The 23,382-nt window shown below is 40.2% G+C and carries 22 protein-coding genes; 13 read left to right on the top strand and 9 right to left on the bottom strand.

Annotation, left to right across the window (positions count from 1 at the left end; translation table 11 throughout):
• The first annotated feature begins 182 nt into the window (after nt 1-182).
• On the top strand, nt 183-2,993 hold the full coding sequence (locus LV83_RS01495; protein ID WP_111609744.1) for a YCF48-related protein: 2,811 nt from the start codon (nt 183-185) through the stop codon (nt 2,991-2,993).
• Nucleotides 2,994-3,012: 19 nt separating this feature from the next.
• Here the strand turns inward: LV83_RS01495 and LV83_RS01500 are convergent, their stop codons facing one another.
• Both LV83_RS01500 and prfA read right to left on the bottom strand, forming a co-directional pair.
• The gene (locus LV83_RS01500; RefSeq protein WP_111609745.1) at nt 3,013-3,537 is read right to left on the bottom strand and encodes a GNAT family N-acetyltransferase; all 525 of its coding nucleotides are present in this window, start codon (nt 3,535-3,537) and stop codon (nt 3,013-3,015) included.
• A gap of 84 nt (nt 3,538-3,621) precedes the next feature.
• Nucleotides 3,622-4,701, bottom strand: coding sequence for a peptide chain release factor 1 (gene prfA, locus LV83_RS01505; protein WP_111609746.1), 1,080 nt, complete (start codon nt 4,699-4,701; stop codon nt 3,622-3,624).
• Nucleotides 4,702-4,815: 114 nt separating this feature from the next.
• Between prfA and LV83_RS01510 the strand changes: the two genes are divergently transcribed.
• A complete protein-coding gene (locus LV83_RS01510; protein ID WP_111609747.1) occupies nt 4,816-5,040 on the top strand; it encodes a Kazal-type serine protease inhibitor family protein in 225 nt (74 codons plus the stop codon).
• A 31-nt stretch (nt 5,041-5,071) separates the two neighbouring features.
• Here the strand turns inward: LV83_RS01510 and glmS are convergent, their stop codons facing one another.
• From glmS to LV83_RS01525, 3 genes are all read right to left on the bottom strand, one after another.
• Nucleotides 5,072-6,913, bottom strand: a complete 1,842-nt coding sequence (glmS, locus tag LV83_RS01515) for a glutamine--fructose-6-phosphate transaminase (isomerizing) (RefSeq protein WP_111609748.1) — start codon at nt 6,911-6,913, stop codon at nt 5,072-5,074.
• Nucleotides 6,914-7,035: 122 nt separating this feature from the next.
• Nucleotides 7,036-8,412 (bottom strand): DUF4270 family protein, encoded by a 1,377-nt coding sequence (locus tag LV83_RS01520; protein WP_158530483.1) that lies wholly within the window; start codon nt 8,410-8,412, stop codon nt 7,036-7,038.
• Entirely contained in the window at nt 8,333-9,151 is an 819-nt protein-coding gene (locus tag LV83_RS01525; protein ID WP_111609750.1) for a glycogen/starch synthase, read from the bottom strand. Before LV83_RS01525 ends, LV83_RS01520 begins: the two co-directional genes overlap by 80 nt.
• A 130-nt stretch (nt 9,152-9,281) precedes the next feature.
• On the opposite strand from LV83_RS01525, the gene panC reads away from it, so the two are divergent.
• The 6 genes from panC to LV83_RS01555 all read left to right on the top strand — a co-directional run bounded on the left by panC (nt 9,282) and on the right by LV83_RS01555 (nt 14,537).
• Nucleotides 9,282-10,130 carry a pantoate--beta-alanine ligase gene (gene panC, locus LV83_RS01530; RefSeq protein WP_111609751.1) on the top strand — a complete coding sequence of 283 codons (849 nt, stop codon included), beginning with the start codon at nt 9,282-9,284 and terminating at the stop codon, nt 10,128-10,130.
• A gap of 21 nt (nt 10,131-10,151) precedes the next feature.
• Complete coding sequence (gene panD / locus LV83_RS01535) at nt 10,152-10,499, top strand: aspartate 1-decarboxylase (RefSeq protein WP_111609752.1); 348 nt, start codon at nt 10,152-10,154, stop codon at nt 10,497-10,499.
• On the top strand, nt 10,499-11,503 hold the full coding sequence (locus tag LV83_RS01540; RefSeq protein ID WP_111609753.1) for a lysylphosphatidylglycerol synthase transmembrane domain-containing protein: 1,005 nt from the start codon (nt 10,499-10,501) through the stop codon (nt 11,501-11,503). The genes panD and LV83_RS01540 overlap by 1 nt, the downstream gene beginning before the upstream one ends.
• Before the next feature lie 31 nt (nt 11,504-11,534).
• Nucleotides 11,535-12,224: a zinc metallopeptidase gene (locus tag LV83_RS01545; RefSeq protein WP_111609754.1), complete on the top strand. Its 690-nt coding sequence runs from the start codon at nt 11,535-11,537 to the stop codon at nt 12,222-12,224.
• Between the two features lie 108 nt (nt 12,225-12,332).
• A complete protein-coding gene (locus LV83_RS01550) occupies nt 12,333-13,472 on the top strand; it encodes an acyl-CoA dehydrogenase (RefSeq protein ID WP_111609755.1) in 1,140 nt (379 codons plus the stop codon).
• Between the two features lie 138 nt (nt 13,473-13,610).
• Nucleotides 13,611-14,537 carry an AraC family transcriptional regulator gene (locus LV83_RS01555; protein ID WP_111609756.1) on the top strand — a complete coding sequence of 309 codons (927 nt, stop codon included), beginning with the start codon at nt 13,611-13,613 and terminating at the stop codon, nt 14,535-14,537.
• Here LV83_RS01555 and LV83_RS01560 read toward each other — a convergent pair.
• The 4 genes from LV83_RS01560 to LV83_RS01575 form a co-directional block, all read right to left on the bottom strand.
• A complete protein-coding gene (locus LV83_RS01560; protein WP_111609757.1) occupies nt 14,523-15,302 on the bottom strand; it encodes a geranylgeranylglyceryl/heptaprenylglyceryl phosphate synthase in 780 nt (259 codons plus the stop codon). The genes LV83_RS01555 and LV83_RS01560 overlap by 15 nt on opposite strands.
• Nucleotides 15,274-15,645 (bottom strand): hypothetical protein, encoded by a 372-nt coding sequence (locus LV83_RS01565; protein ID WP_146613673.1) that lies wholly within the window; start codon nt 15,643-15,645, stop codon nt 15,274-15,276. The genes LV83_RS01560 and LV83_RS01565 overlap by 29 nt, the downstream gene beginning before the upstream one ends.
• 4 nt (nt 15,646-15,649) lie before the next feature.
• Complete coding sequence (locus LV83_RS01570) at nt 15,650-16,015, bottom strand: phage holin family protein (RefSeq protein WP_111609759.1); 366 nt, start codon at nt 16,013-16,015, stop codon at nt 15,650-15,652.
• A gap of 70 nt (nt 16,016-16,085) precedes the next feature.
• Complete coding sequence (locus tag LV83_RS01575; protein ID WP_111609760.1) at nt 16,086-16,685, bottom strand: YkgJ family cysteine cluster protein; 600 nt, start codon at nt 16,683-16,685, stop codon at nt 16,086-16,088.
• Between the two features lie 173 nt (nt 16,686-16,858).
• Here LV83_RS01575 and LV83_RS01580 point away from each other — a divergent pair, with 173 nt between their 5' ends.
• From LV83_RS01580 to LV83_RS01605, 5 genes are all read left to right on the top strand, one after another.
• Nucleotides 16,859-17,581 carry an LOG family protein gene (locus LV83_RS01580; protein WP_111609761.1) on the top strand — a complete coding sequence of 241 codons (723 nt, stop codon included), beginning with the start codon at nt 16,859-16,861 and terminating at the stop codon, nt 17,579-17,581.
• Nucleotides 17,582-17,636: 55 nt separating this feature from the next.
• Nucleotides 17,637-18,575, top strand: coding sequence for a lytic transglycosylase domain-containing protein (locus LV83_RS01585; RefSeq protein ID WP_111609762.1), 939 nt, complete (start codon nt 17,637-17,639; stop codon nt 18,573-18,575).
• A gap of 253 nt (nt 18,576-18,828) precedes the next feature.
• Complete coding sequence (locus tag LV83_RS01595; protein WP_111609764.1) at nt 18,829-19,275, top strand: SRPBCC family protein; 447 nt, start codon at nt 18,829-18,831, stop codon at nt 19,273-19,275.
• A 128-nt stretch (nt 19,276-19,403) separates the two neighbouring features.
• Complete coding sequence (gene uvrA / locus LV83_RS01600; RefSeq protein WP_111609765.1) at nt 19,404-22,235, top strand: excinuclease ABC subunit UvrA; 2,832 nt, start codon at nt 19,404-19,406, stop codon at nt 22,233-22,235.
• A gap of 80 nt (nt 22,236-22,315) precedes the next feature.
• The gene (locus LV83_RS01605) at nt 22,316-23,368 is read left to right on the top strand and encodes a sensor histidine kinase (protein WP_111609766.1); all 1,053 of its coding nucleotides are present in this window, start codon (nt 22,316-22,318) and stop codon (nt 23,366-23,368) included.
• The last annotated feature ends 14 nt before the right edge of the window (nt 23,369-23,382 follow it).

Below are 23,382 nucleotides of genomic sequence, written 5' to 3' on the forward strand. Positions count from 1 at the left end.
CTATTCTTACCAATGAAAATCGTCCAAGAACAGTAGATCACTTTGAGAAGATTTGAAATCGCACATGATTTAAATTTTAAAATTTACCTCTGGGATGATTATTTCTCAAGAGATATTCCATATGGTCTTCGAAAAAATTATTAGCATGAAATAACTTATTTTTGTTTTATTCAATTTAACACATGCAAAAAATCACAGGTCTGTTTTTAATTGGTATGATGCTAAGCACTCAGCTTTTTTCCCAAACTTGGGCTAGAATGCAAAGCTGGGGCCTTGACCTAGAAGCCATCACTTGGGTGGATCAAAATGTGGGCTTCAGTGTAGGAGAAAATCTCATCATAAAGACTACTGATGGAGGAGCTACTTGGAATGAGCTTCCGGTAAGTTATGACGGGAAGCTGTTTGACGTGGCTTTTTGGGATGAAAACATCGGAGTAGCAGTAGGCGAGAATGGCTTAATTTTAAGAACGCAAGACGCTGGTAATACTTGGGATATACTTCCATCGGGTTCTACGCAGACCTTAAAAAATCTAGAAATATCCTCCGAGGACAAAATCTTAGCTGTCTCTGATGCAGGTGAGATCCTATTTTCAGTAGATAAAGGAAATACCTGGACACAGAAATCTTCTGGCACCAACCAAAGCCTGAACGATATAACTTTTATAAACCCTGATACTGCTTTTATTGCCGGCGGGCAGGGAAGGATTTTGAGAAGTTACGATGGAGGAAATCAATGGACTTCTTTGAATTCGGGACAATCGTTAAGCTTAAATGGAATAGTTTTTTCAACCCCACTCATTGGCTATGCGGTAGGCGAAGCTGGGACTATCCTAAAAACTATAGATGGTGGTGATACTTGGCTGCCACAAACTTCCCCTGTGACTACTGATTTAAAGAAAGTAGCGATAAGCCCGCTGGACATTCGCATCCTTACAATTGTTGGTGACTCGGCTACTGCGCTAAGATCTACCAATTCTGGAGCTACATTTGGAAAAGCTAATCTAGGAGCGACCAACACGAGAAACCTCAAGGGTTTGGAGTTTAAGCCAGCTAGTAATCTTGTAGAGGCTGTTGGACAAGATGGATATTTGATTTCCTCAACGAACGCGGGAAGCAGCTATAGCCAAAGACTAGCAGGAATCCGAAATGACTTCACAGGAACTGATTTTAAAACAGATCGAATTGGACACATTATCGGGCAGCAAGGGGCGGTTTATATTACGTCAAATGGTGCAACTACTGTTGTTTCCAGACCAATTCCCGATTTAGTTGATCTCGTTGGATTAGATTACTGGAATAACTCTTTTGGCTATGTTGGGTCTAACTCAGGTAAAATGTTCAGGACATCAAACAGCGGATCTAGCTGGGTGCCCGTGCCTGCTCAAACTGCAGAAACCATAACTGGATTTTACCTTTTCGCACCATCTGTATTATATGTCACTGGCACCAATGGCTACATCGCCAGATCATTTGACTCCGGTGGGACTTGGGATGCGGCAGGAATTCAAACAAATACCACAGAAAATTTACGGGACATTACCTACTTTGATTTTCAGGTGGGATTTGCCATGGGTGATAATGGGCAGATCAGCTGGACAAATGGGGGAAATACCTGGGAAAACCTACCAAAGTTGACTTCGGAAAATTTGAATGCACTTTCTAAATTGGATTCTTCCTCGGCCATAATAGTTGGCGATGCTGGCGTTATTCTCAAATCTGAGGATATGGCAAAAACATGGAGAAAGATTACTGTTCCCTTTACAGAAAATTTTACTTCGGTTGACTTTTGGGATGAATACCTGGGATTTATATCAGCAGAAAATGGTTTGATTCTTCAGACAAAAGACGGGGGAGAATCTTGGGTACAAATTCCAACGGGAACAGCTAGAAACCTTACTGGCATTAGTGTCGGTACTCCAACTGTAGCATTTGCCGTGGGAGATGATGGAACAATCTTGAGGTATGAATGTATTCCACCTACCGATCTTTCGGAGATTATTGGAGAGGGGCAACTCTGCCAAACCATAGGGCAATATGCTATAACAGATGCTGCAATTCCCGGTGCCCAACTCGTCTGGCGTGTAGATGGAGGAGAAATTATTTCAGGGCAAGGAACTACTGAGGTAGAGGTATTGTGGAATACACCCGGAAGAAACGCTGTGTTTGTGAGCATGCAAAATTTCTGTGGAAATGGAAGTACATCTTCGCTAGAAGTCATTGTGTCTGCAAGCCCAACTTCAACTATTCAAATAACTGGAAACGGCTCTGTCTGTATGGAAGATGTCGAGCTTTACTCTGTTCCAAATCAATCGGGTGTAACTTATACCTGGGAGATTAGCGGCGGAGAAATCACTCAAGGTCAAGGTACATCTGAAATTCAGGTAAAATGGAGCACATCCGGAAGTCAACGAATTACCTTGATCCAGGAAAATCAATGTGGAAAGGCTGAACCGATAGAAAAGCCTATTGCAGTAAATATGCCACCTGATCAACCTGGAGAAATACAAGGAGAGATACAAACAGGTCTGTGGCAAGCAGAATACTCTGTTCCAATTCAGGAATCTGTAAATTTCAAATGGAGTATTTCAAATGGAGGAGGTTCAATTCTGCAAGGGCAGGGAACCGAAAAAGTCACTGTTCTTTGGGAAAAGGAAGGAGATTTTCAGCTTAGCGTGACTCCTGAAAATGAATGTAATGATGGAGTAGCCAGAATCTTAAATGTAAATGTTAACGTGATTACTGCCTTGCCAGAAAAGGAAGATTTGAGTATTACTATTTATCCTAACCCATCTTCAGGAACAGTTAAAGTGCAATTGGGAGCTGGAAATTATCAGAGTCTCCAAGTAATTAATGGGTTTGGTCAAATCATCCAATCCACTGAAATAGAAAATGGTACCAAAGAAATTACAGTAGAAAACTTACCGAGAGGGATAAATCTAATTCAGCTATTTACTGCCTCTAGCATGGTAGTTAGGAAAGTGGTGGTGAACTAATCGAAAAGGAGCTAGGTGACTATTGCTCTCCTCGAATGTTTACGTATTGGAAAATATCACCTACGTTGGAATTTTTCACAAAGGCTTTTTTTAGAATAGCCTCAGGAAAATATCCAGCTTTCTCCAAAACATTCATGGATTGACCATTGAAATCATACACTTGCGCAAAAATTCGCTCGATGTCAAACTTCTCAAAAATGTACTTAGTGTAAAGTTTCACAGCTTCGGTAGCAATTCCCTTTCCCCAAAAAGGCTCACCTATCCAGAATCCTAATTCCATGTTGGTGCGGAGCTCATCTTTCCCTCTATCTGATCCTATAGCTCCAGCTAGCCTTCCTTCAAACTCCACAGCAAAATTTTGTGGGGGATTATATTTCTGATTGTGCTCTATCCAGTGACGAGCATCGTGAATCGTATAAGGCTGCGGGTAACTATCCTTCAGATTCATTGCAATCTTGGGATTATTGGCCAAAGGATAGAGTTGGTGAAAATGAGCCTCATTCCAGGTCACTAATCTTATTTCTCTTTCTCCGGTGATAATCATAAAAGTCTGATGGTTAATTCTTCAAGATAATAGGCTAATCGCAGAATCAATAAAATTCAAAGGTAATTTATACAATTCTTAAGCCTAATCTTCTAATCCGCTGGTATTCATTCTGTCTAGATTTTCTGCAAATCTCAGAGCGGATATAAAATCCTCAATATGCCCATCCATGACCTCGGGGAGGTTGTACACAGTTTTATTGATTCTGTGGTCAGTTACTCTTGATTGAGGATAATTGTAAGTTCTGATCTTGTCTGATCTATCCCCAGAACCAACCATTGATTTACGCTGTGCTCCTACAGCATCATTGTGTTTTGCAAGCTCAATTTCATAGAGGCGGGACCTCAATACTTTCAGCGCTTTCTCAAAGTTCTTAATCTGTGACTTTTCATCCTGACAAGTAACAATCAATCCTGATGGTTCGTGGGTTAACCGCACTGCCGAATAAGTTGTGTTTACGGATTGTCCACCTGGTCCAGAAGAACAGTAAGTATCCTTGCGGACATCATTCATGTCAATATTAACTTCCACTTCATCCATTTCCGGCAAAACTGCCACCGATGCTGCGGAAGTATGAACTCGCCCTTGGGATTCCGTAGCCGGTACGCGTTGTACTCTATGCACCCCAGATTCGTATTTCATCCGGCCATACACATCATCTCCACCTGAGATGGTTGCGATGATTTCTTTATATCCTCCAGCAGAGCCAAAGGTCAAATCCAGAACAGTTAGCTTTAAGTTCTGCATTTCGCAGAAGCGCTCGTACATACGGAATAAGTCTCCTGCGAATATTGATGCTTCATCCCCTCCAGCTCCCCCTCTGATTTCCAGAATACAATCTTTCGCATCATTGGGATCCTTAGGAATCAAAAGTTGCTTCAACTCATTCTCAAGCTCTTCTTTCTTTGGTCGTAATTCGTCTAGCTCTGCCTTGGCCATTTCTCTGAAATCGGGATCTTTTTCCTTATCCAAAAGTTCTTTTGAACTGGCAATATTTTGCAGGACTAAGCTGTACTCATTGTAGACATTTACAATTTTTTCTAAGTCTTTGTATTCTTTGGTCAGTTTGGCGTATTTGCTCATATCGGCCATAGACTCAGGCAGAATGATCAATTGACCTACTTCTTCGAAACGTTCTTTGATTGATTGTAATTTGTCTAGCATAGTATTTTTTTCGCTGCGCAAAAGTAGGCAAATTTATCCGGAGGCAGAATATACATCCTAAGTAATAAATTTGAAAAGGAGTAGCGTTTTATACTACCAAATCGTCTCAGAGCTATGAAACAGGTTTCAGTTTTACTCATTTTCATAATTTCCCTTTTTACCATGGCTTGTGAAAAGGAAGAGCCTATTAAACGCTGCATTGACAAAGACAAAATTAGGGAGGGTCCTTGCACTTTGGAATATGTTCCAGTTTGTGGATGTGATGGAAAAACCTATGGGAATGCTTGTGCTGCTGATATGGCAGGTGTTACTTCTTGGACATTAGGTGCATGTAATTAAAGAAGGCTGTCCGATTGGACAGCCTTTTATGTTATTCTACAGTAACTGATTTTGCTAAATTCCTAGGCTGATCTACGTTACAACCTCGCATCACAGCGATGTGGTAAGAAAGTAACTGAAGAGGAACCACAGCCACTAGAGGAGCAAAAGCCTCATGCGTTATAGGGATTTCGATCACGTGATCTGCAATGGCTTTCACTTGAGTATCACCTTCGGTTACTACAGCGATCACTTTTCCCTTTCTAGCTTTCACTTCCTGTATGTTGCTAACTACTTTTTCATATGAACTGTCTTTCGTAGCAATGAAGAAAACTGGCATTTCCTCATCAATCAATGCAATCGGTCCGTGCTTCATTTCTGCAGCTGGATATCCCTCCGCATGGATATAAGAAATCTCTTTTAACTTCAGTGCACCTTCTAATGCCACTGGGAAATTATATCCTCTACCTAGATAAAGTGCATTCCTCACATCCTTGTACTCCTCAGCGATGTATTTAATCGCATCATTTGATTTCAATGCCTGCTCGACTTTTCCTGGAATTGCCTCAAGTTCATAAAGAAGCTGAATGTACTTGCTCTCAGTTAACGTGCCTCTTTGATAGCCAAGTTTGAGCGCCATCATAGCTAAAATAGAAATCTGGGCGGTAAAAGCTTTGGTGGAAGCCACACCAATCTCAGGTCCGGCGTGAGTATAACATCCTGCGTGAGTAGCTCTAGGAATGGATGAGCCAACAACATTACAAACTCCAAATATTGTGGCTCCTTTTGATTTGGCTAGCTCAATGGCTGCCAACGTATCCGCTGTCTCCCCAGATTGAGAGATAGCAATGACAAAGTCCTTCTCTCCTATAACTGGATTTCTATACCTGAATTCAGAAGCGTATTCTACTTCTACAGGTACTCGGGCAAATTCCTCAAATAAATATTCTGCTACTAATCCGGCATGCCAAGAAGTACCGCAGGCAGTGATGATAATCCGCTCAGCGTTTTGGAATTTGTTCATATAATCCCGCAATCCTCCAAGCACTAAACGACCTGATTTTGCATCTAAACGACCTCTTAAGCAATCTGCAATTGATTTAGGTTGCTCATAAATTTCCTTCATCATGAAATGCTCGTATCCACCCTTTTCGATGGCTTCCAGTTCCATTTCCAGTTTATTGATGTAAGGATTGGTCTCTACATTCTCTATATTTTTTATGAGAAGTCTATTATTACGGATTACTGCGATTTCATAATCATCCAAGTAAATCACCTTGTTCGTGTATTCTACAATTGGTGTGGCATCTGAAGCTAAGAAATATTCATCCTCACCAACTCCAATTACCAATGGAGAACCTTTTCTCGCTGCAATAAGTGTATCAGGTTCATCCTGATTGATCAGTACAATCGCATATGCACCTACTACCTTATGAAGCGCAAGCCTAAGCGCCTCCTCCAGGCTACAATGATTATTTAATTGTATGTCTTCAATAAATTTGATGAAGACTTCAGTATCAGTATCGGATTGAAAAGTGTATCCTTTTTTGGATAAGTCTTTTTTCAAAACCTCATAGTTTTCAATGATTCCATTATGAATCATTGCAATTTTTTGTGAAGACGCGCAGTGTGGGTGAGCATTTACATCATTAGGTTCACCATGAGTAGCCCATCGTGTGTGCCCGATTCCAATCTTGGATACCAGATCAGATGAGCTATCAAGAAGCTTTTCTAATTGAGATACTTTGCCCTTCTTCTTATAGACATTAAGGCCCTCATCATCTAATAGTGCAACACCAGAGCTATCATAGCCTCGGTATTCTAATCTTTTAAGTCCTTTGATAATAATAGGCAAAGCTTCTTGCTGTCCTACGTATGCTACAATTCCACACATAAATAAAAATTCTTCTTGTTTATTTGAACTTTGACAAAGAAACACCTTTCGTGCCAAAAAAAATAATCCACTTTCTAAAAATTAGGAAGTGGATTAGGAGTTATTATTCAAAATCGGAGATACTATCTGGATCTTGAGTAGATTACTTTTACCTTTATTTTATTGTTGTTAACAATTAGCTGGCTGAGGGACTTTTTTGAATCAGAATTATAAAGTAACCAATCTTTTCTTGTGAGGTTGCCTCTAAATAGCGCGTTTACGTGTGAAGTAATTAATTCACTATAATCTCTGGCTTCAGAATCATATAGTAATGCAGCTGGATAACTAGTATTTGGAGTCTCATCTCCATTTTCACCTACGATAACCTGAGGATACCCATCTGCCTGTACGGTTAAGGGTGTTCCTGTACTAGTTGTTAATATTTCATTACTTGAATCAGTGAAATATATTGAAATATTTGCAGGCACCAGTTCAGTTTCAGCTCTTGGCTCAATCTCTCCAAGTTCAAGTAGTACTTGGTTAAAGGTTACTCCCGAAAGAGTATCCAAAAACGCATCAAAAGGACTGGTGTCCAATTTGATGACCATTCCAAGATTTGATTTTATACCAACCAAAGGGCCAACGTCGTAAGCCGTCTTTGTTTCAGTAACTATGGAAGTTGGTGTTCCGCTTCGATCACTTTTCACCCCGTTGAAGCTTCTTGAGGAGGCTGTGGTGATGTTATAAAGTGTAGAAGTGGTATCTCCTTCGTAATGGTAGTAAATCTTCAATCCAGTAGAACTTCCAACACCCACTCCTATCGACGCGTTGTCACCTTCTCTAGCTTTTAAGGCTATTCCTGGGAAATAATCACGGAAACTGAAGAGATCATTGAATTCAACACCAGTTTTCATTTTGCTGAAAATTTCCTCTGCAAAAGGTTCTTCTACCTGAAAAGAGGCAAGGGAATCAGTCGCCTCTCCAAATACGATTTCACCAGAAGAAAATGGGCTTGCCTCATAAGAAAGTTCATCAAAATTGTAATACAGCGTATCCAATATTGGCTCTGTTAGCTTATGAATGGAGAAATACTTGGGTTCATCCAGATCAGCTCCATCTATAGTTAAGATGTTGAGAGAAAAGAAAATAGAGTCCAGAATGGCATCTATATCAGGTCTTGTTGCTGACGAGTTAATGTACATTCTAGAGTACCCAGTGCCGGATGTTTTACCAAAGAAATCGTCTTCCTCCTCTCCCACAACCAGTACTGATTGATTAGTGGTATTAAAGGAATCCAGTAAAACTACCTGCGCAGGTAGTTCAAACTCCTCGAAAACAACGCCAATTTGGTTGTTTCCGGGAGCTAGCTCAATGCCTACTGTGGCAGGGTCACTACAAGAACTGATAAGGAAAAGGGACGCAATTGCCCCAAAGGCCAGCTTAACCGGCGAGATTCGTGTAAATATCGAATAGCTCTTCGTGAGCCTGTGCTTCTGATTCTGCTTCAATGCTGATGTCAAACTTCTTGTCTTTTGAGAAATCCTCGATTAGTTGGTTTAATTCTGCGGAAACTTCACCGCCTTTGACTACCAAGTCTGCATACTCCATGCCCATCTTGATAAATCCTGTAAAGTCTTTGCTTTTCAAAGGTGCTAAAATAGCGTCATCTATATCCACCATCTTAACCTTGTTTAACAAATCATCGCCAAAGGTATGAGAAAATCCGTTGTTGTAGATCGCAAATACAGACTTCGTGTCTTTAAATAAAGGCTCGCTCTTGTATGTGGTCTTCAAATACATCGGGATCAAGCTGGTCATCCAGTCGTTACAATGAACGATATCCGGAGCCCAACCCAATTTTTTCACAGTTTCGATTACGCCTTTACAGAAGAAAATCGCGCGCTCGTCATTGTCCTCATAGAACTTTTGCTGCTTGTCATGAAAAACATGCTTACGCTGGAAATAATCTTCGTTATCAATAAAGTAAACTTGCAGTTTCGCATTAGGAATGGAAGCTACTTTTATTACCAAAGGTTTTTCCTCTTCTCCTACCGCAATATTGATTCCTGACAATCTCACTACCTCGTGTAGCCTATTCTTTCGCTCGTTGATCAGACCGAATCTTGGCACCAAAATTCTGATTTCCATTCCACGCTCTTGCATAGCTTGCGGAAGGGATCTTAAGAAATTGGCGACTTCTGATGTTTGGAGAAAAGGGTTGATTTCACTGGCAACGTAGAGGATACGTAATTTGGACATGTTTATTGGATTTTAATGTTGAAGGTGAAAAAACAACTGCGCAAAGATAATAAAAAAAGCCTTAATAGCCTTGTTTTGTTGAATAATAATATACATTTGCCCCTATTTACCCATACTAAACCCTCTTCCAGTGCACATAGTCTATGCTGGCGCCGATTGGCAAAAATACTGGCTTAATTCCCTTAAAAGCGATAAAACGATAGGCTTGGTACCAACGATGGGCGCACTTCATGAGGGCCATCTTGACTTAGTAAGAAAAGCCAAGTCAGAAACGGATATTGTAGTCGTTTCCATCTTTGTAAACCCTACACAGTTTAATAATCAGGAAGATTATGACAACTATCCAACTACTATAAACGAAGATTTGGATAAACTTAGGAAAGAAAATGTGGACTTTGTTTTCCTGCCAAAAACAGAAACAATTTATCCTGAAAAGCCTGAACTAAGCATTAATTTCGGCGAACTAGAAACGGTTTTAGAAGGAGCTTATCGCCCCGGCCATTTCAATGGGGTCGGTATAGTTGTTTCCAAACTTTTTAATATCATCAAACCTAATCAAGCTTTTTTTGGACAAAAAGATCTTCAGCAAACAGCAATCATCAAGCGGTTAGTCAATGACTTGTCAATAAATATCAAGCTAGAAATAGTACCTACAAGAAGAGAAGTTGATGGTCTAGCGATGTCTTCGAGAAATGTACGACTCAACCTAGAAGAAAGAAATCAAGCTCTGATTTTATTTAACAGTTTGACTAAAGCTAAGAAGGAACTTTTAGAAGGTATGCCTTGGTTTGAGGTGCAGAATCAAATCAAACGTGATTTTGAGGAAATGCCATTGGCTAGGCTGGAATACTTCGAACTGATTCACCCTGAACGCTTTGCTACCTATAAAGATTTTGACGCGAGTCAAAAATCATCTATTTGTGTGGCAGCATATCTCGGAAAAATCAGATTAATCGACAACCTTCCAATAATTCCTTAATTTTGCGGCAAAATTAAACCAATGCAAATTCAGGTACTGAAATCCAAAATTCACCGGGTGAAGATTACCCAGGCGGAGCTCCACTATGTAGGTTCAATCACTATCGATGAGGATCTGATGGATGCAGCGAATCTTATCGAAAATGAGAAAGTCCAAATCGTAAACGTTAACAATGGCGAGCGATTGGAGACTTATGTCATCACTGGGGAAAGGGGCTCAGGACAAGTATGTCTTAATGGTCCCGCTGCACGAAAAGCCCAGGTGGGAGATATTGTTATTATCATTTCTTATGCAGGAATGGAAATAGAAGAAGCCAAGAAATTTAAGCCGGTATTGATTTTCCCAGACGAGCAAAATAAACTCATCTGATGGGTCAAAAATACATCAAGCAATTTATCCAGGTAGTAATTTCATTAGGAATTGCGATCTGGATTTTTTGGTTTTTATACAAAGACATCGCGCTAGACTCATTAATTGACCAAGTTAAGTCGAGCAATTGGTCTTGGATTGTATTTTCCATTTTGATTTCAATACTCGGGTATTTCGTCAGAAGCTGGCGCTGGACCTTGCTGATAGATACTGAAGAAGGACAGAAAGTTACAGTAACTCGCGCTTACCATGCTTTAATGGTTGGATATTTGGTAAATATGCTAATACCTCGAGCTGGTGAAGTCGCCCGCTGTGGAGTACTCACCCGTACAAACGGAATCTCAATTGGCTATTTAATAGGTACCGTTATAGTAGAGCGTAGTGTTGATTTGCTATGCCTTGTCTCGGTAATTTTGTTAGCATTTATGGTCGAACGAGAGTTATTTTTAAACCTTGCCAATCAGCTTATATCGATTGATTCTTTGGGTGAACAGCTACTTTCAAATCTTCCCATTGTCATCGGAGGGTTAGCAATTCTTTTGCTTCTGGTTTTTTATATTCTCAAGAGATTTCGTGATCATGGATTAATCAATAAACTGCAACATTTTTTCAGAGAGATCCTTTCAGGCCTCAAGCAAATAGGCACTCTGGCCAACCCGGCAGGATTTTGGATCAGTTCAATTTCACTCTGGGTGATTTATTTTTTAACTATGTACACCATTGCTTTTGGGATTCCAAGTACTGCCAATTTGTCTTCTGGAGAAATTCTCTTAGTCATGGTTATGGGCAGTATTGGCATGGTAGCGCCGGTTCAGGGTGGTATTGGTACCTTTCATGCACTGGTGGCCTTCATTTTGATACAGTTGGGAATATCGGAAGTAGATGGAAAAATATTTGCTGCCATTATTCACGGAACCCAAGTTCTCCTTGTATTAGGTGCTGGTCTTATAAGTTGGTTAATTATGATGAAATTACCCTCTTGGATTAAACCTGAAGAAGTATAACACGTATTCAACTCTGCTAACATTATATCTTATGATACTTATCTTAATCGTAGTCGTTTTCGCCATTGCCGGATTTGTGGTAAGTAGAAAACTCAAAAGTAAATTTGCTCAGTATTCACAAGTTGCCCTGAAGGCCAACTTATCAGGGGCAGAGATTGCCAAGCTCATGCTTGCTGACCATAACATCTCTGATGTCCAAGTTCATGCAGTAGAGGGTCAATTGACAGATCACTATAATCCTGCAAACAAAACAGTAAACTTGAGCCCAGATGTGTATTATGGGAGAAATGCAGCCGCTGCAGCAGTTGCAGCACACGAGTGTGGGCACGCCGTTCAGCATGCCACATCTTACACTTGGCTCAACCTAAGATCCACACTTGTCCCACTCCAAAACAGTGCTGGGAAGATTCTGAACATTGTCTTGATTGCTTCATTGTTTGGCGGATTTGCCTTAGGACTACCTTACGAATGGGTTGGTTTTATAGTAGTAGGTGCATATAGCATTATGACTCTTTTTACCATTGTTACTTTGCCGGTAGAGTTCGATGCAAGTAATAGGGCTTTAGCTTGGGTCAAGACGAGAAATATCGTAACCCCAGATGAATATACCATGTCTAAAGATGCACTTAAATGGGCTGCAATGACCTATGTGGTGGCAGCTTTGGCTTCCATGGCAACTTTAGCCTATTACATTTTCGTTTTCTTTGGTAATCGGGATTGATACAGATCAAATAAAATATTGGTTGAGGGGCAAACATTGCCCCTCTTTTTTTTTTGCTATATATTCAAAGCAGATAGCTAAACCCAAAGAGATAAAAGAGAAATATTTATGCATTTTGAATTGACAGAGGAGCATCGCGCCGTGCAAGAAGCAGCGAGAGATTTTGCTAAAAATGACTTGCTTCCAGGAGTAATAGAACGAGATATTGAGTGCAGATTTCCAGTGGAAGAAATCAAAAAAATGGGTGAACTCGGCTTCATGGGAATGATGGTCGATCCAAAATACAGCGGTGGTGGAATGGATACTGTTTCTTACGTCATTGCGATGGAGGAACTATCTAAGATTGATGCTTCAGCATCTGTAGTCATGTCTGTTAATAATTCCTTGGTATGCTGGGGAATGGAAAAATACGCTTCCGAAGCCCAGAAAGAGAAATATCTTAAGCCTCTGGCATCAGGTCAGAAGCTGGGTGCTTTTGCGCTTTCAGAGCCAGAAGCAGGTTCAGATGCCACTTCGCAGAAAACGGAGGCATATTTAGAAGGGGATCATTACGTATTGAATGGTACCAAAAACTGGATAACCAATGGATCAAAAGCTGATACCTATTTAGTTTTTGCCCAAACAGATCATAGCAAAGGGCACAAGGGAATCTCAGTTTTTATAGTAGAAAAAGGATGGGAAGGTTTTTCCCAAGGCCATAAAGAAGATAAACTTGGAATCAGGGCTTCTGATACTACTTCACTCATGTTTACCGATGTGAAAGTACCAGTCGAAAATCGAATTGGTGAGGAAGGCTTCGGTTTCAAATACGCCATGGAGACCTTAAACGGTGGCCGTATAGGTATTGCAGCGCAAGCTCTAGGTATAGCCGCAGGTGCTTATGAGTTTGCAGTGGCCTACTCCAAAGAACGCAAAACCTTTGGTAAGCCAATCAGTCAGCATCAGGCTATACAGTTTAAGCTTGCTGATATGGCTACAACCATCGAAGCAGCTCGACTTTTGGTTTATAAAGCGGCATGGCTGAAAGATCAGGGGGAAGATTACTCTCACGCTTCTGCTATGGCAAAATTATACGCCTCTCAGGTAGCAATGGACGTAAGTATTGAGGCAGTCCAAATTCACGGTGGCTATGGATATGTGAGAGAGTACCATGTAGAACGACTGATGAGGGACGCTAAAATCACACAGATTTACGAGGGCACATCCGAAATTCAGAAAATAGTCATATCCCGAGGTATCCTCCGCTAATAACTATTTTATTCATAAAAGGGTATAGTTAAATAAAACTATGCCCTTTTTTGTTTTTTTAACACCATCGGTAGAATATCTACGATTTTTCATTAAAAAAATTATATTTTTGTTGTTCTGTTTTTTTAATACTTATTCATGGAATATTACAACAAAGTAATCGAATCGGTCAATGTAAGGTTTATCAGAGGAAATAACTTCAGCGTAGAAAAACCTATTTCAGTAAATGATTATGCTGAATCTGACAATACATTGATTCTACTTCATCACGGTACACTTAAGTTTGGCGAGGACCAAGAATTATTGAACGAAGGAGAAGTACTCTTCTTGCCTGCGGATCAAAAAACCAAACTTAGCTTGGGCGGTGGTTCAAAAAAAGGAGAGATTACAAAGGAACAATTTCAAGAAAATAAGAGAAAATACTTGCAGAGTATTAGCTTCAGAGATATCAAAAGCACAGAAGACGATTGTATATCTGTTCTTGGGTTTGAATCTAAAGTGTTTGATGTTGTAAACTTTTTTAATTCACTAGATATTCCACCATTTATTATTCGCTTTAACGATCGTTTAGCGACTATAATTGAGGATTTGATGAAAGAAGTAGAAGTCAGTAACGTGGGTAAAGAGCGAGCGCTGAAATCCCATACGGAATTGCTAGTCATAGAGCTACTTCGCCATATTCTTAAAAATAGATTGTTCCTTGAAGAACTTTCTACCAACGCTACTTACTTCAAAGATCCTCGATTGATCGATTTGTTCAATTTCATTAAGACGAATTTGGGAGGAGATCTATCTAATAAGATTCTTGCTAAAGTTGCAAATGTGTCAGAAGACTATGTGGGTCAGTATTTCAAAATGCTCACAGGAATCAATCCACAGGATTACATCGAATATCAGCGTATGGAAGCAGCAGTCGAACTATTGAGAACCACCAAAAAATCTATCCGTGATATTGGCAAAGAGGTTGGCTACAAAGACACGGCTTATTTTTGCCGTAGATTTAAAATGATGTATGGGGTTCCCGCCGGAAAAATGAGAAGAAGAGAGTCGCTAATTAACGTTTAAAGACAAGTTCAATAGCACTTTATAATCTAAGACCTTAGCTAAAAAGCTAGGGTCTTTTTCTATCGCATTCCCTATTACCAACAAGTCAGCACCGCTTTCGTAGGCATTTTTCACTTTTTCCAAGGAATCCAATCCTCCACCGACAATAATAGGTTTGTTGGTTGCCGATTTTACGGCTTTTATCACTTCGGATGAAACGGGAGATTTTGCACCACTTCCGGCATCCATGAAGAAATATTTCATCCCTAAATAGTGGCCTGCAAGTGCAGTAGCTTTGGCAAGACTAGGCTTAGAATTAGGTAATGGGAGTGTTTGAGTCACATATTGCACGCTAGTGATATCGCCTTCATTTACCAGCATGTAGGCAGTGGCAAGAGCCTCCAGGTTCATTTTTTTAACTATTGGTGCTGCTAGCACCTGTTGGCCGATTAGGTATTCGGGGTTTCTACCTGAAATTAGTGAAAGAAATAAAATAGCATCTGCCTCTTGTGCGAGTTGCATCTGTGAACCAGGAAAAATTACTACAGGAATATTGCCGGCGACTTTTTTCACTGAAACTACCACATCTCGGAAATTATCCCGGCTGAGTGTGCTCCCACCTACAAAAATCAAATCTAAAAAGGAATCCTTAACCCAAGCATATTCATCTTCGAAAAGCACGGGGTTTATAAATTTGTCGGGGTCCAGTAACCAAGCCAGTCCTTTGGTGCCGGATGAATGAAAATCTTTAAGAATTCTACTGACTTTTTTCTTCGGTGTTGACATCTTCTGACTGAGGAGCAAATAGATTTGGAAGAAATTTCTCTTTTGCAAAGGCAAGTCCTAAAACAAACAATCTTTGTCCAATGCTAGGCCAAAATGATGATTTGGAACTCTCTGTAAGTCGTTTTTCAATTTCTTTTGTAAGCAATCCTTCACGTTCGAGAACTTCAATGGCCTCATCTGTTTTTCGGTCTTTGCGTTTTTTCCGGGTTTGAACGATCGCTAAAGCGATCAACCCACCGGCAATCACAATACCTCCTATTTTTATCCAGTCACCAGATTCAGCTTTAAACAATTCTAACTGTCGAGCTAAAGTCTGTTCAAGCTCCTTTTCCTTATTTTTCAAGTCCTTATTCATTTCCCTTACGCTTACCGAATATCCTAGTCCTAAAAACAAAGCTCTTCAATCCCTTTTGCATTTTTTCTTGTGTAGGGTGATTATCTCTTACCAAGAACAAAATCAATAGCACTAATAAGTACAGCAATCCAACCAGCAGGAATCCCATATGTGGAGATTCAAAATATTGACTTAAGAAAAATGCTAAAGACAAGCTTAAAAACAACAGAACCAGAAGTAGACTACCTCCCATTAAAATCAAGAAAATCATTCTTGATAATATACTCGAAAGCTGATCTTGTATGTCCAGCTTGATCATGTCTATTTTGGTTTCGACTATCCCTTTGACTGTCTGTACTATTTCTCCGATTTTTAGCATAATTAAAAATTTGTGAGACCTTATCCTTGAACTAGGACACAATATACTTGAATTGATAGGAGCAAAAAAATTATGCAATCATATCAACTTCCTGCTCCTCATAGAATTTATACCTCAAAACTAATTCTAATGCAAAGGCAATAGCTTCATTAATAGTGAATTGCTGACAGAGCGATTGATCGATCTCATCCAAACGACTATAGAAAGCTGTAGCAAGCGGAATGTCCATGTCCTTGTTAATTCTTTCGCTAGTATTTTGAAACTCCTCGGCCTTCTCTTCCTTCAATACTTTGCAAATAATAAGGTCTTTTTTGCCATACTTGGTTTTTCTGGCAGAGGCCGCAAACAGTCGACAGATCATTCCCCGTTTGCTGTGATTGCCACAAAACCCTTGTTTGCCGTCAGCAGATTGAGGCCTATAAATCACGCAGCTTGCGCCTTCCTCAGTGCTTTCGAGAGATTGTAAAGTTGATTCGGCCAAGCCTTTGGCATAGAGGTCAAAGGCCAATGGCAGAAATTCTAACGGGGAAGCTGGTACTTTGGGATTTGCACAGCAAAAACCGCATCCTGACACACAGCCTAATCCACTCTCAGACACAAATTGCTTTGTTTCTGACTCCAGCTCACCGAACACGTCCAGTGTAGCTTGAGATTTTTCAGCGAGATTCATCTCTTTATTATCAAATAGTGGCGCAAAAATACACTAGTCTTAGTCGATTGATTCTCGGGAGCAAGTATTTTTTTATATTGAGAGTCAGTCATTTAACTTTCTCACTGCTGAATAGTGGGGGTTTCCCTGTCCATTTCAGCCCAGAGATCGTTTTCTTTATTAAAAAGTAGCTTATGAGCAATCTAGAAAATAAAAATGAAGAAGATAAGATCCGGCAAGCATTCAAAGAGCGGGATTGGAATGAGATAAAAAGTGCTGATTCATGGGCAATTTTTAAAGTGATGTCTGAATTTGTTGAAGGCTTTGAAAAACTTGCCAAAATCGGACCCTGCGTATCTATTTTTGGTTCGGCTCGAACACCCAGAGATCATCATCATTATAAAATGGCTGAAGAAATTGCCGCCAAACTGGTTCGCCACGGATATGGAGTAATCACAGGTGGTGGTCCAGGAATCATGGAAGCTGGAAATAAAGGAGCTCATTCCGAGGGCGGTAAGTCAGTGGGCCTGAATATCGTTTTGCCTTTTGAGCAATTTGACAACATTTACATTGACCGAGATAAGTTAATAACCTTCGACTACTTTTTTGTGAGAAAAGTGATGTTTGTCAAATATTCCCAGGGCTTTGTGGTGCTGCCGGGTGGATTTGGCACCATGGATGAATTTTTTGAAGCCTTGACGTTAATTCAGACAAATAAAATAGGGAAATTTCCTATCGTGCTGGTCGGGAAAGAATACTGGACTGGATTGGTAGATTGGATTAAAAAATCACTGCTTAGTCATCACTACATCAACGAAGAAGACCTGGATCTTTTCTCTGTAGTAGAAGATGAAACGGAAGCTGTGAAGGTAATTGATGATTTCTATGGTAAGTATTTATTAAGCCCAAATTTCTAGTCTTCTTGGCAGGAAGTGCTGCGAAATGTTACTCAGAATTTCATAATTGTAGAAAATGAACAAATCTCACTTAATTCCTCTATACACTTTACTGCTTCTTTGCTTAGGATTAGCAGGGTATGCTGTTTGGAAAACACCCACCGCAGTATTATCTGAGCCTCAGGTGGCGAGTGTGCAGATGCTGCAGTCAATGCCTAATTCTTCTCGAGACAGTATCCGACTTTTCGACCTTCCAGAGGAATTGACTTTTGCTGGGGAGCGGGTGCCTTTGGAAATAGCTGATGTGAAAGAGAGACTGGAGCGGGAGATCTATGTAAATGCCTATTGGCAATCCAACATGATTTTGCTGATGAAGCGCTCAAGTAAATTCCTTCCTGAAATAGAGGAAATGTTAAAGGATAACGGGATTCCCGATGACTTCAAGTATTTAGCTATGGCAGAGTCTGCGTTGATGAATGTGGCCTCTCCAGCCGGGGCAAAAGGGTTTTGGCAAATAATGGAGTCTACAGGAAAAGAATATGGACTGGAAGTTACCAATGATGTAGATGAACGATATAATCTGAAAAAAGCTACAATTGCAGCCTCAAAATATCTCAATAAGGCTCATAATAGATTTGGAGATTGGACTGCTGTGGCGGCAAGTTATAACATGGGGCAAGCTGGCTTTTCCCGTAGACAGGAAGATCAGCTCGCCAAAAACTATTATGATCTGTATCTGAATGATGAGACTAGTAGGTACTTGTTTAGAATATTAGCTTTCAAAGTAATCTTCGAAAACCCAGGAGAATTCGGTTTTCATCTACGAGAGTCAGACTATTACCAAAATCCGACTTTTAAAACAGTTCAAGTCAGTGCTGACATTAAGAATCTAGCAGACTGGGCAAAGCAGCAAGGAAGTAATTATAAGGAATTGAAGCTCTATAACCCGTGGCTGCGTGACAAAAACCTTAATGTGAAGCGAGGTAAAACTTATGAGATCATACTTCCAGAGTAACAAAATAAATAACAGAACGATGGGGAATAAACTGACTGCAACTGAAAAATTCATATTCGGAAATAAGCTAACATGTGCTGTCTGTAATAATGATACATTTTGGGAACGAGAGACTTTGATGAACACCAAGGGAATGTCTTTTTTTAACTTGGATTGGGCTAATAAATCAGCACAAAATCTGGTTTGTGACAAATGCGGCTATGTGCATTGGTTTTTAAAACCTTGACAACTTCAAGCTACAAACTCAACCAAAATGGGCAACTCATCAGACAAAAGTTTTTCAATTTTTCACACACTTACGATTAAAGCTTCTGTAGACAAAGTCTTTGACGCAGTTTCAGACCCTAAGCATCTAGTCAATTGGTGGCCTCAGCGATGTACAGGTTCTCCAAAACTTGGGAGTATTTATAATTTCTATTTTTCAGAGGAATATGATTGGTTTGGTAAAGTAGTGTCTGTTAATCCAAAGAAATCCATTCATATAAAAATGACTGAATCCGATCAGGATTGGAATCCAACTACCTTCGGGTTTGATTTGGAAGAATCTGGAGAAAAAGTGGTTGTAAAATTTTCCCATACCAACTGGCCAGCTTGTAATGAACACTTCAAAATAGCATCCTATTGTTGGGCTATTTTGCTTCAAGGGTTGAAAAACTATTTAGAAAAAGGAATAATTGTTCCGTTTGAAGAGAGAGAATAAACAATACTTGGCAACTCATGTCAATTCAATGAACCAATCCACCCTTCTCTGGTTATACTCTTTGAACTTTACTGCCTCGTGCAGCTGAAATTTCGTACCTTCGCCGTTTAAAATTGCCCGCCGAATATATGAGTCAAGTCACTCCTGCACAGGAAGAATACATAGAGATTTTTGGAGCCCGAGAGCATAATCTTAAAAACCTAGACCTTAAAATCCCCCGCAATAAACTTGTGGTTATTACCGGGCTTAGTGGTAGTGGAAAGAGTTCCCTAGCTTTTGATACGATTTATGCAGAGGGTCAGCGCCGGTACATGGAGTCATTTTCTGCCTACGCCAGATCTTTCCTTGGAGGCATGGAGCGCCCCGACGTGGATAAAATTAACGGTCTCTCTCCTGTCATTGCAATCGAGCAAAAAACAACTTCCAAAAATCCCCGATCTACTGTAGGCACAGTCACAGAAATTTATGATTTCATGCGTCTGCTTTATGCTAGAGCAGGAGATGCGTATTCTTATCTGACGGGGAAAAAAATGGTTCGCCAAACCGAAGATCAGATTATCGATTTACTATTTGAAAACTTTTCAAACAAAAAACTCTACATCCTAGCCCCAGTAGTAAAAGGACGTAAAGGGCATTACAGGGAGCTTTTTGAGCAAATTCGCAAAATGGGTTTCTCCAAAGTCCGAGTGGATGGAGTAGTAATGGAGATGGTTCCCAAAATGCAGGTGGACCGATATAAAATCCATGATATCGAGATTGTAATTGATAGAATAGTAGCTGAGGAATCCGATCGTTTTAGAATCACCCAATCTCTGAAATCGGCTTTACAGCATGGTAAAGGAGTGATCATGATTCGAGATGAGGAAGGAGAAATTCATCATTTCTCAAAGTATTTGATGGATCCTGAGACTGGTCTGTCCTACGAAGAGCCTGCCCCAAATACCTTCTCTTTTAACAGTCCTTATGGAGCCTGTCCTACTTGTAATGGTCTTGGGATTACCGAAGAGATCACGCGGGATAGCATCATCCCAGATCCAAAGCTGAGTATCACCCGTGGAGGAATTGCGCCTCTAGGAGAGTATCGAGATATTTGGATTTTTAAGAAAATCGAAGCTATTCTGAAGCATTACAAATGCAGTATGAGTACGCCGATAGAGAAGTTACCGGAGCATGTAGTGGATATCTTGCTTAGCGGAGATAAAATAGAAGTAGCAGTCGATTCCATTAAGCATCCAGGTACTAAATGGCACACAACGTTCGAGGGTATTATCAACTTCTTGAAGAAATATCAGGAGGGGAGTTCAGACAAAATTCAGGATTGGGTAAGTGAATTCACCATCACACAGACATGCCCTGATTGTCATGGCTATAGACTCAAGCAGGAGGCTCTTCACATTAAAATAGACGATACGCACATTGGTCAATTGGCTGTGATGGATATTCGTTCTTTGGGCGAATGGTTTGAAGGTGTGGAAAGTCGACTTTCTGATAAGCAAAATGTGATCGCATCAGAAGTCTTGAAAGAAATTCGTAAAAGAATTGGGTTTCTATTGGACATTGGGCTGGATTACCTTTCCTTGAATAGGCCACTTCGGACACTTTCTGGTGGAGAAGCGCAGCGGATTAGGCTAGCTACTCAAATTGGTACTCAATTGGTTGGTGTACTTTATATTTTGGATGAACCGAGTATTGGTCTCCATCAGCGCGATAATGAGAAATTAATTCAAGCGCTTCAAAGCCTAAGAGATTTGGGTAATTCTGTGTTAGTTGTGGAGCACGACAAGGACATGATGCTTGCATCTGACTATGTATTGGACATGGGACCAGGAGCTGGAAGACATGGCGGCCATATTGTGTCAGATGGCACACCTGTGGAAATCCTGAAAACTACTGGGCTCACGGCCAAATACCTTGCTGGCAAGATTGGATTACCGGTTCCAAAGGAGCGAAGAACAGGTAAGGAAAGGTCACTTGAGATAAAAGGAGCAACGGGCAACAACCTCAAAAATATTGATCTCAAGCTCCCGTTGGGTACACTGATATGTATCACTGGAGTATCTGGAAGTGGAAAAAGTACGCTGATTCATGAGACACTTTACCCAATACTGAATCAGCACATCTACCATTCTAAGAAAAACCCGATGCCATACAAAAGTGTGGAAGGCTTAGAGTATTTGGATAAGGTGATAGAAGTGGATCAATCCCCAATTGGCAGAACTCCGAGGTCAAATCCAGCGACTTACACCGGTGTTTTCTCGGACATACGTACACTTTTCACCGAGCTTCCAGAAGCTAAAATCCGAGGGTACAAGCCCGGTCGCTTTTCTTTCAATGTTAAAGGCGGAAGATGCGAAGATTGCGAAGGGGCAGGAATGAAGCTGATCGAGATGGATTTTCTTCCAGATGTGCATGTGCCTTGTGAAACTTGCAAAGGCAAACGATATAACCGTGAGACATTAGAGATTCGATATAAAGGAAAATCAATTTCGGATGTCTTGGATATGACTGTGGAGCAAGCAGTGGAGTTTTTTGATAAGCTTCCGAAAATCCTCCGGAAAATAAAAACACTGAATGATGTGGGCTTGGGCTATATTACCCTAGGTCAGCATGCTACTACACTTTCAGGAGGTGAGGCTCAACGGGTGAAGTTGGCTACCGAGCTTTCTAAAAAAGATACAGGTAAGACTTTTTACATCCTTGATGAGCCTACAACTGGACTGCACTTTCAGGACATAGAATTATTGATGCTGGTAGTAAATGGATTAGTTGCCAAAGGAAATACGGTATTGATTATTGAGCATAACATGGATGTGATCAAAATGGCTGATTATATTGTGGATCTGGGGCCTGAAGGAGGAAATAAAGGTGGAACAATCGTCGTACAAGGAACTCCTGAAAAAGTAGCTGCGACAAAAAATAGCTATACCGGTAAATTCCTGAAAATGGAATTAAATAGCTAACGAGGGTAATAATAAAGGGTATCCTCCTTTTATCAAATTATAAAAAAGGCCACAACTCTGTTATTTATCTTTGAGCGATTATGAACAGAATTAGGCTTTATTGGTTTTTGCAGATATTAGGCTGGGGCGGATTTGCCTTGGTCACTATAGCTTTAGCCGCTTTGACGGGCGAAATTTCTTCAGTTCAGGTTTGGGCCTTTATTGTACTAGCAGTTACCAATCTCATTTCATCGCATTTTCTTCGTCATGTAGTCAAAGAATACAACTGGTTTAAGCTGAGTATTCCTCAACTGTTATTTCAGTCTTTTCTTGCTATTGTGGCGCTTTCTCTTGCCAATTTTGTAGCGCAAATCCTTATTAATATTGCCTTTGGCATACTAAATCCCGCTGAGGATTTTAAGGTGCTGGTGATTTTGTCCAATATATTTTTGGCATTCCTGATTTTCGCGCTTTGGTTTGTTATTTACTTCTTAGTCCACTTTTTGGATAATTACAATACAACACTGAAGTATGAAGCTAAAATCAATGAAATCAGACTTAATCACCTCAAGAGTCAGCTTAATCCGCATTTTATTTTCAATGCGCTGAATAGCGTAAGGGCATTGGTGGATGAAGATCCTATAAAAGCTAAAACAGCCATTACGAGAATTTCCAATATGCTGCGCTTTTCCTTGATGATGGATAAGAAGCAAACCATTGATTTTGGGGATGAACTAAATACTGTAAAAGACTACTTAGAACTTGAATCCATTCGTTTTGAGGAAAGGTTAAACGTTGTATATCATATCGAGGATGAGGCTTTTAGCTATAAAATCCCACCTATGATGCTACAGACCATTGTAGAAAATGGAATAAAGCACGGGGTTTCCAACCTAGTGAAAGGAGGGACGATTGAAATCAAGTGTAGGGAAGGTTTGAACGATGATTTGTATATTCAAGTCAAGAATAGTGGACAGCTTACCCATCAGCCTACTTTGAATTCCCAGGATGAACAAGGGCACGGATTAAGTAATACTGTACAAAGACTGAAGTTGATATATGGAGATAAAGCAAGCTTCCGTATCTTCAACTCCGGAATTCAGTTCGTTATCACTGAAATTAAAATTCCTAAACAAAAAGTTACATTCGAATAACAAACTCAAGAAAA

It is taken from the genome of Algoriphagus yeomjeoni, assembly GCF_003259505.1.
In the GTDB taxonomy this organism is placed as follows: Bacteria; Bacteroidota; Bacteroidia; order Cytophagales; family Cyclobacteriaceae; genus Algoriphagus; species Algoriphagus yeomjeoni.

Excerpts from the sequence above, each read along its gene's own strand:
- LV83_RS01540 (WP_111609753.1), top strand. The coding sequence starts at position 10,499 with ATGGGTCAAAAATACATCAAGCAATTTATCCAGGTAGTAATTTCATTA.
- LV83_RS01545 (WP_111609754.1), top strand. The coding sequence starts at position 11,535 with ATGATACTTATCTTAATCGTAGTCGTTTTCGCCATTGCCGGATTTGTG.
- LV83_RS01595 (WP_111609764.1), top strand. The coding sequence starts at position 18,829 with ATGGGCAACTCATCAGACAAAAGTTTTTCAATTTTTCACACACTTACG.
- LV83_RS01510 (WP_111609747.1), top strand. The coding sequence starts at position 4,816 with ATGAAACAGGTTTCAGTTTTACTCATTTTCATAATTTCCCTTTTTACC.
- glmS (WP_111609748.1), bottom strand. The coding sequence starts at position 6,913 with ATGTGTGGAATTGTAGCATACGTAGGACAGCAAGAAGCTTTGCCTATT.
- panD (WP_111609752.1), top strand. The coding sequence starts at position 10,152 with ATGCAAATTCAGGTACTGAAATCCAAAATTCACCGGGTGAAGATTACC.
- LV83_RS01550 (WP_111609755.1), top strand. The coding sequence starts at position 12,333 with ATGCATTTTGAATTGACAGAGGAGCATCGCGCCGTGCAAGAAGCAGCG.
- LV83_RS01575 (WP_111609760.1), bottom strand. The coding sequence starts at position 16,685 with ATGAATCTCGCTGAAAAATCTCAAGCTACACTGGACGTGTTCGGTGAG.
- LV83_RS01500 (WP_111609745.1), bottom strand. The coding sequence starts at position 3,537 with ATGATTATCACCGGAGAAAGAGAAATAAGATTAGTGACCTGGAATGAG.
- LV83_RS01560 (WP_111609757.1), bottom strand. The coding sequence starts at position 15,302 with ATGTCAACACCGAAGAAAAAAGTCAGTAGAATTCTTAAAGATTTTCAT.
- LV83_RS01495 (WP_111609744.1), top strand. The coding sequence starts at position 183 with ATGCAAAAAATCACAGGTCTGTTTTTAATTGGTATGATGCTAAGCACT.
- LV83_RS01580 (WP_111609761.1), top strand. The coding sequence starts at position 16,859 with ATGAGCAATCTAGAAAATAAAAATGAAGAAGATAAGATCCGGCAAGCA.
- LV83_RS01585 (WP_111609762.1), top strand. The coding sequence starts at position 17,637 with ATGAACAAATCTCACTTAATTCCTCTATACACTTTACTGCTTCTTTGC.
- LV83_RS01555 (WP_111609756.1), top strand. The coding sequence starts at position 13,611 with ATGGAATATTACAACAAAGTAATCGAATCGGTCAATGTAAGGTTTATC.
- LV83_RS01605 (WP_111609766.1), top strand. The coding sequence starts at position 22,316 with ATGAACAGAATTAGGCTTTATTGGTTTTTGCAGATATTAGGCTGGGGC.
- prfA (WP_111609746.1), bottom strand. The coding sequence starts at position 4,701 with ATGCTAGACAAATTACAATCAATCAAAGAACGTTTCGAAGAAGTAGGT.
- LV83_RS01570 (WP_111609759.1), bottom strand. The coding sequence starts at position 16,015 with ATGCTAAAAATCGGAGAAATAGTACAGACAGTCAAAGGGATAGTCGAA.
- uvrA (WP_111609765.1), top strand. The coding sequence starts at position 19,404 with ATGAGTCAAGTCACTCCTGCACAGGAAGAATACATAGAGATTTTTGGA.
- LV83_RS01525 (WP_111609750.1), bottom strand. The coding sequence starts at position 9,151 with ATGTCCAAATTACGTATCCTCTACGTTGCCAGTGAAATCAACCCTTTT.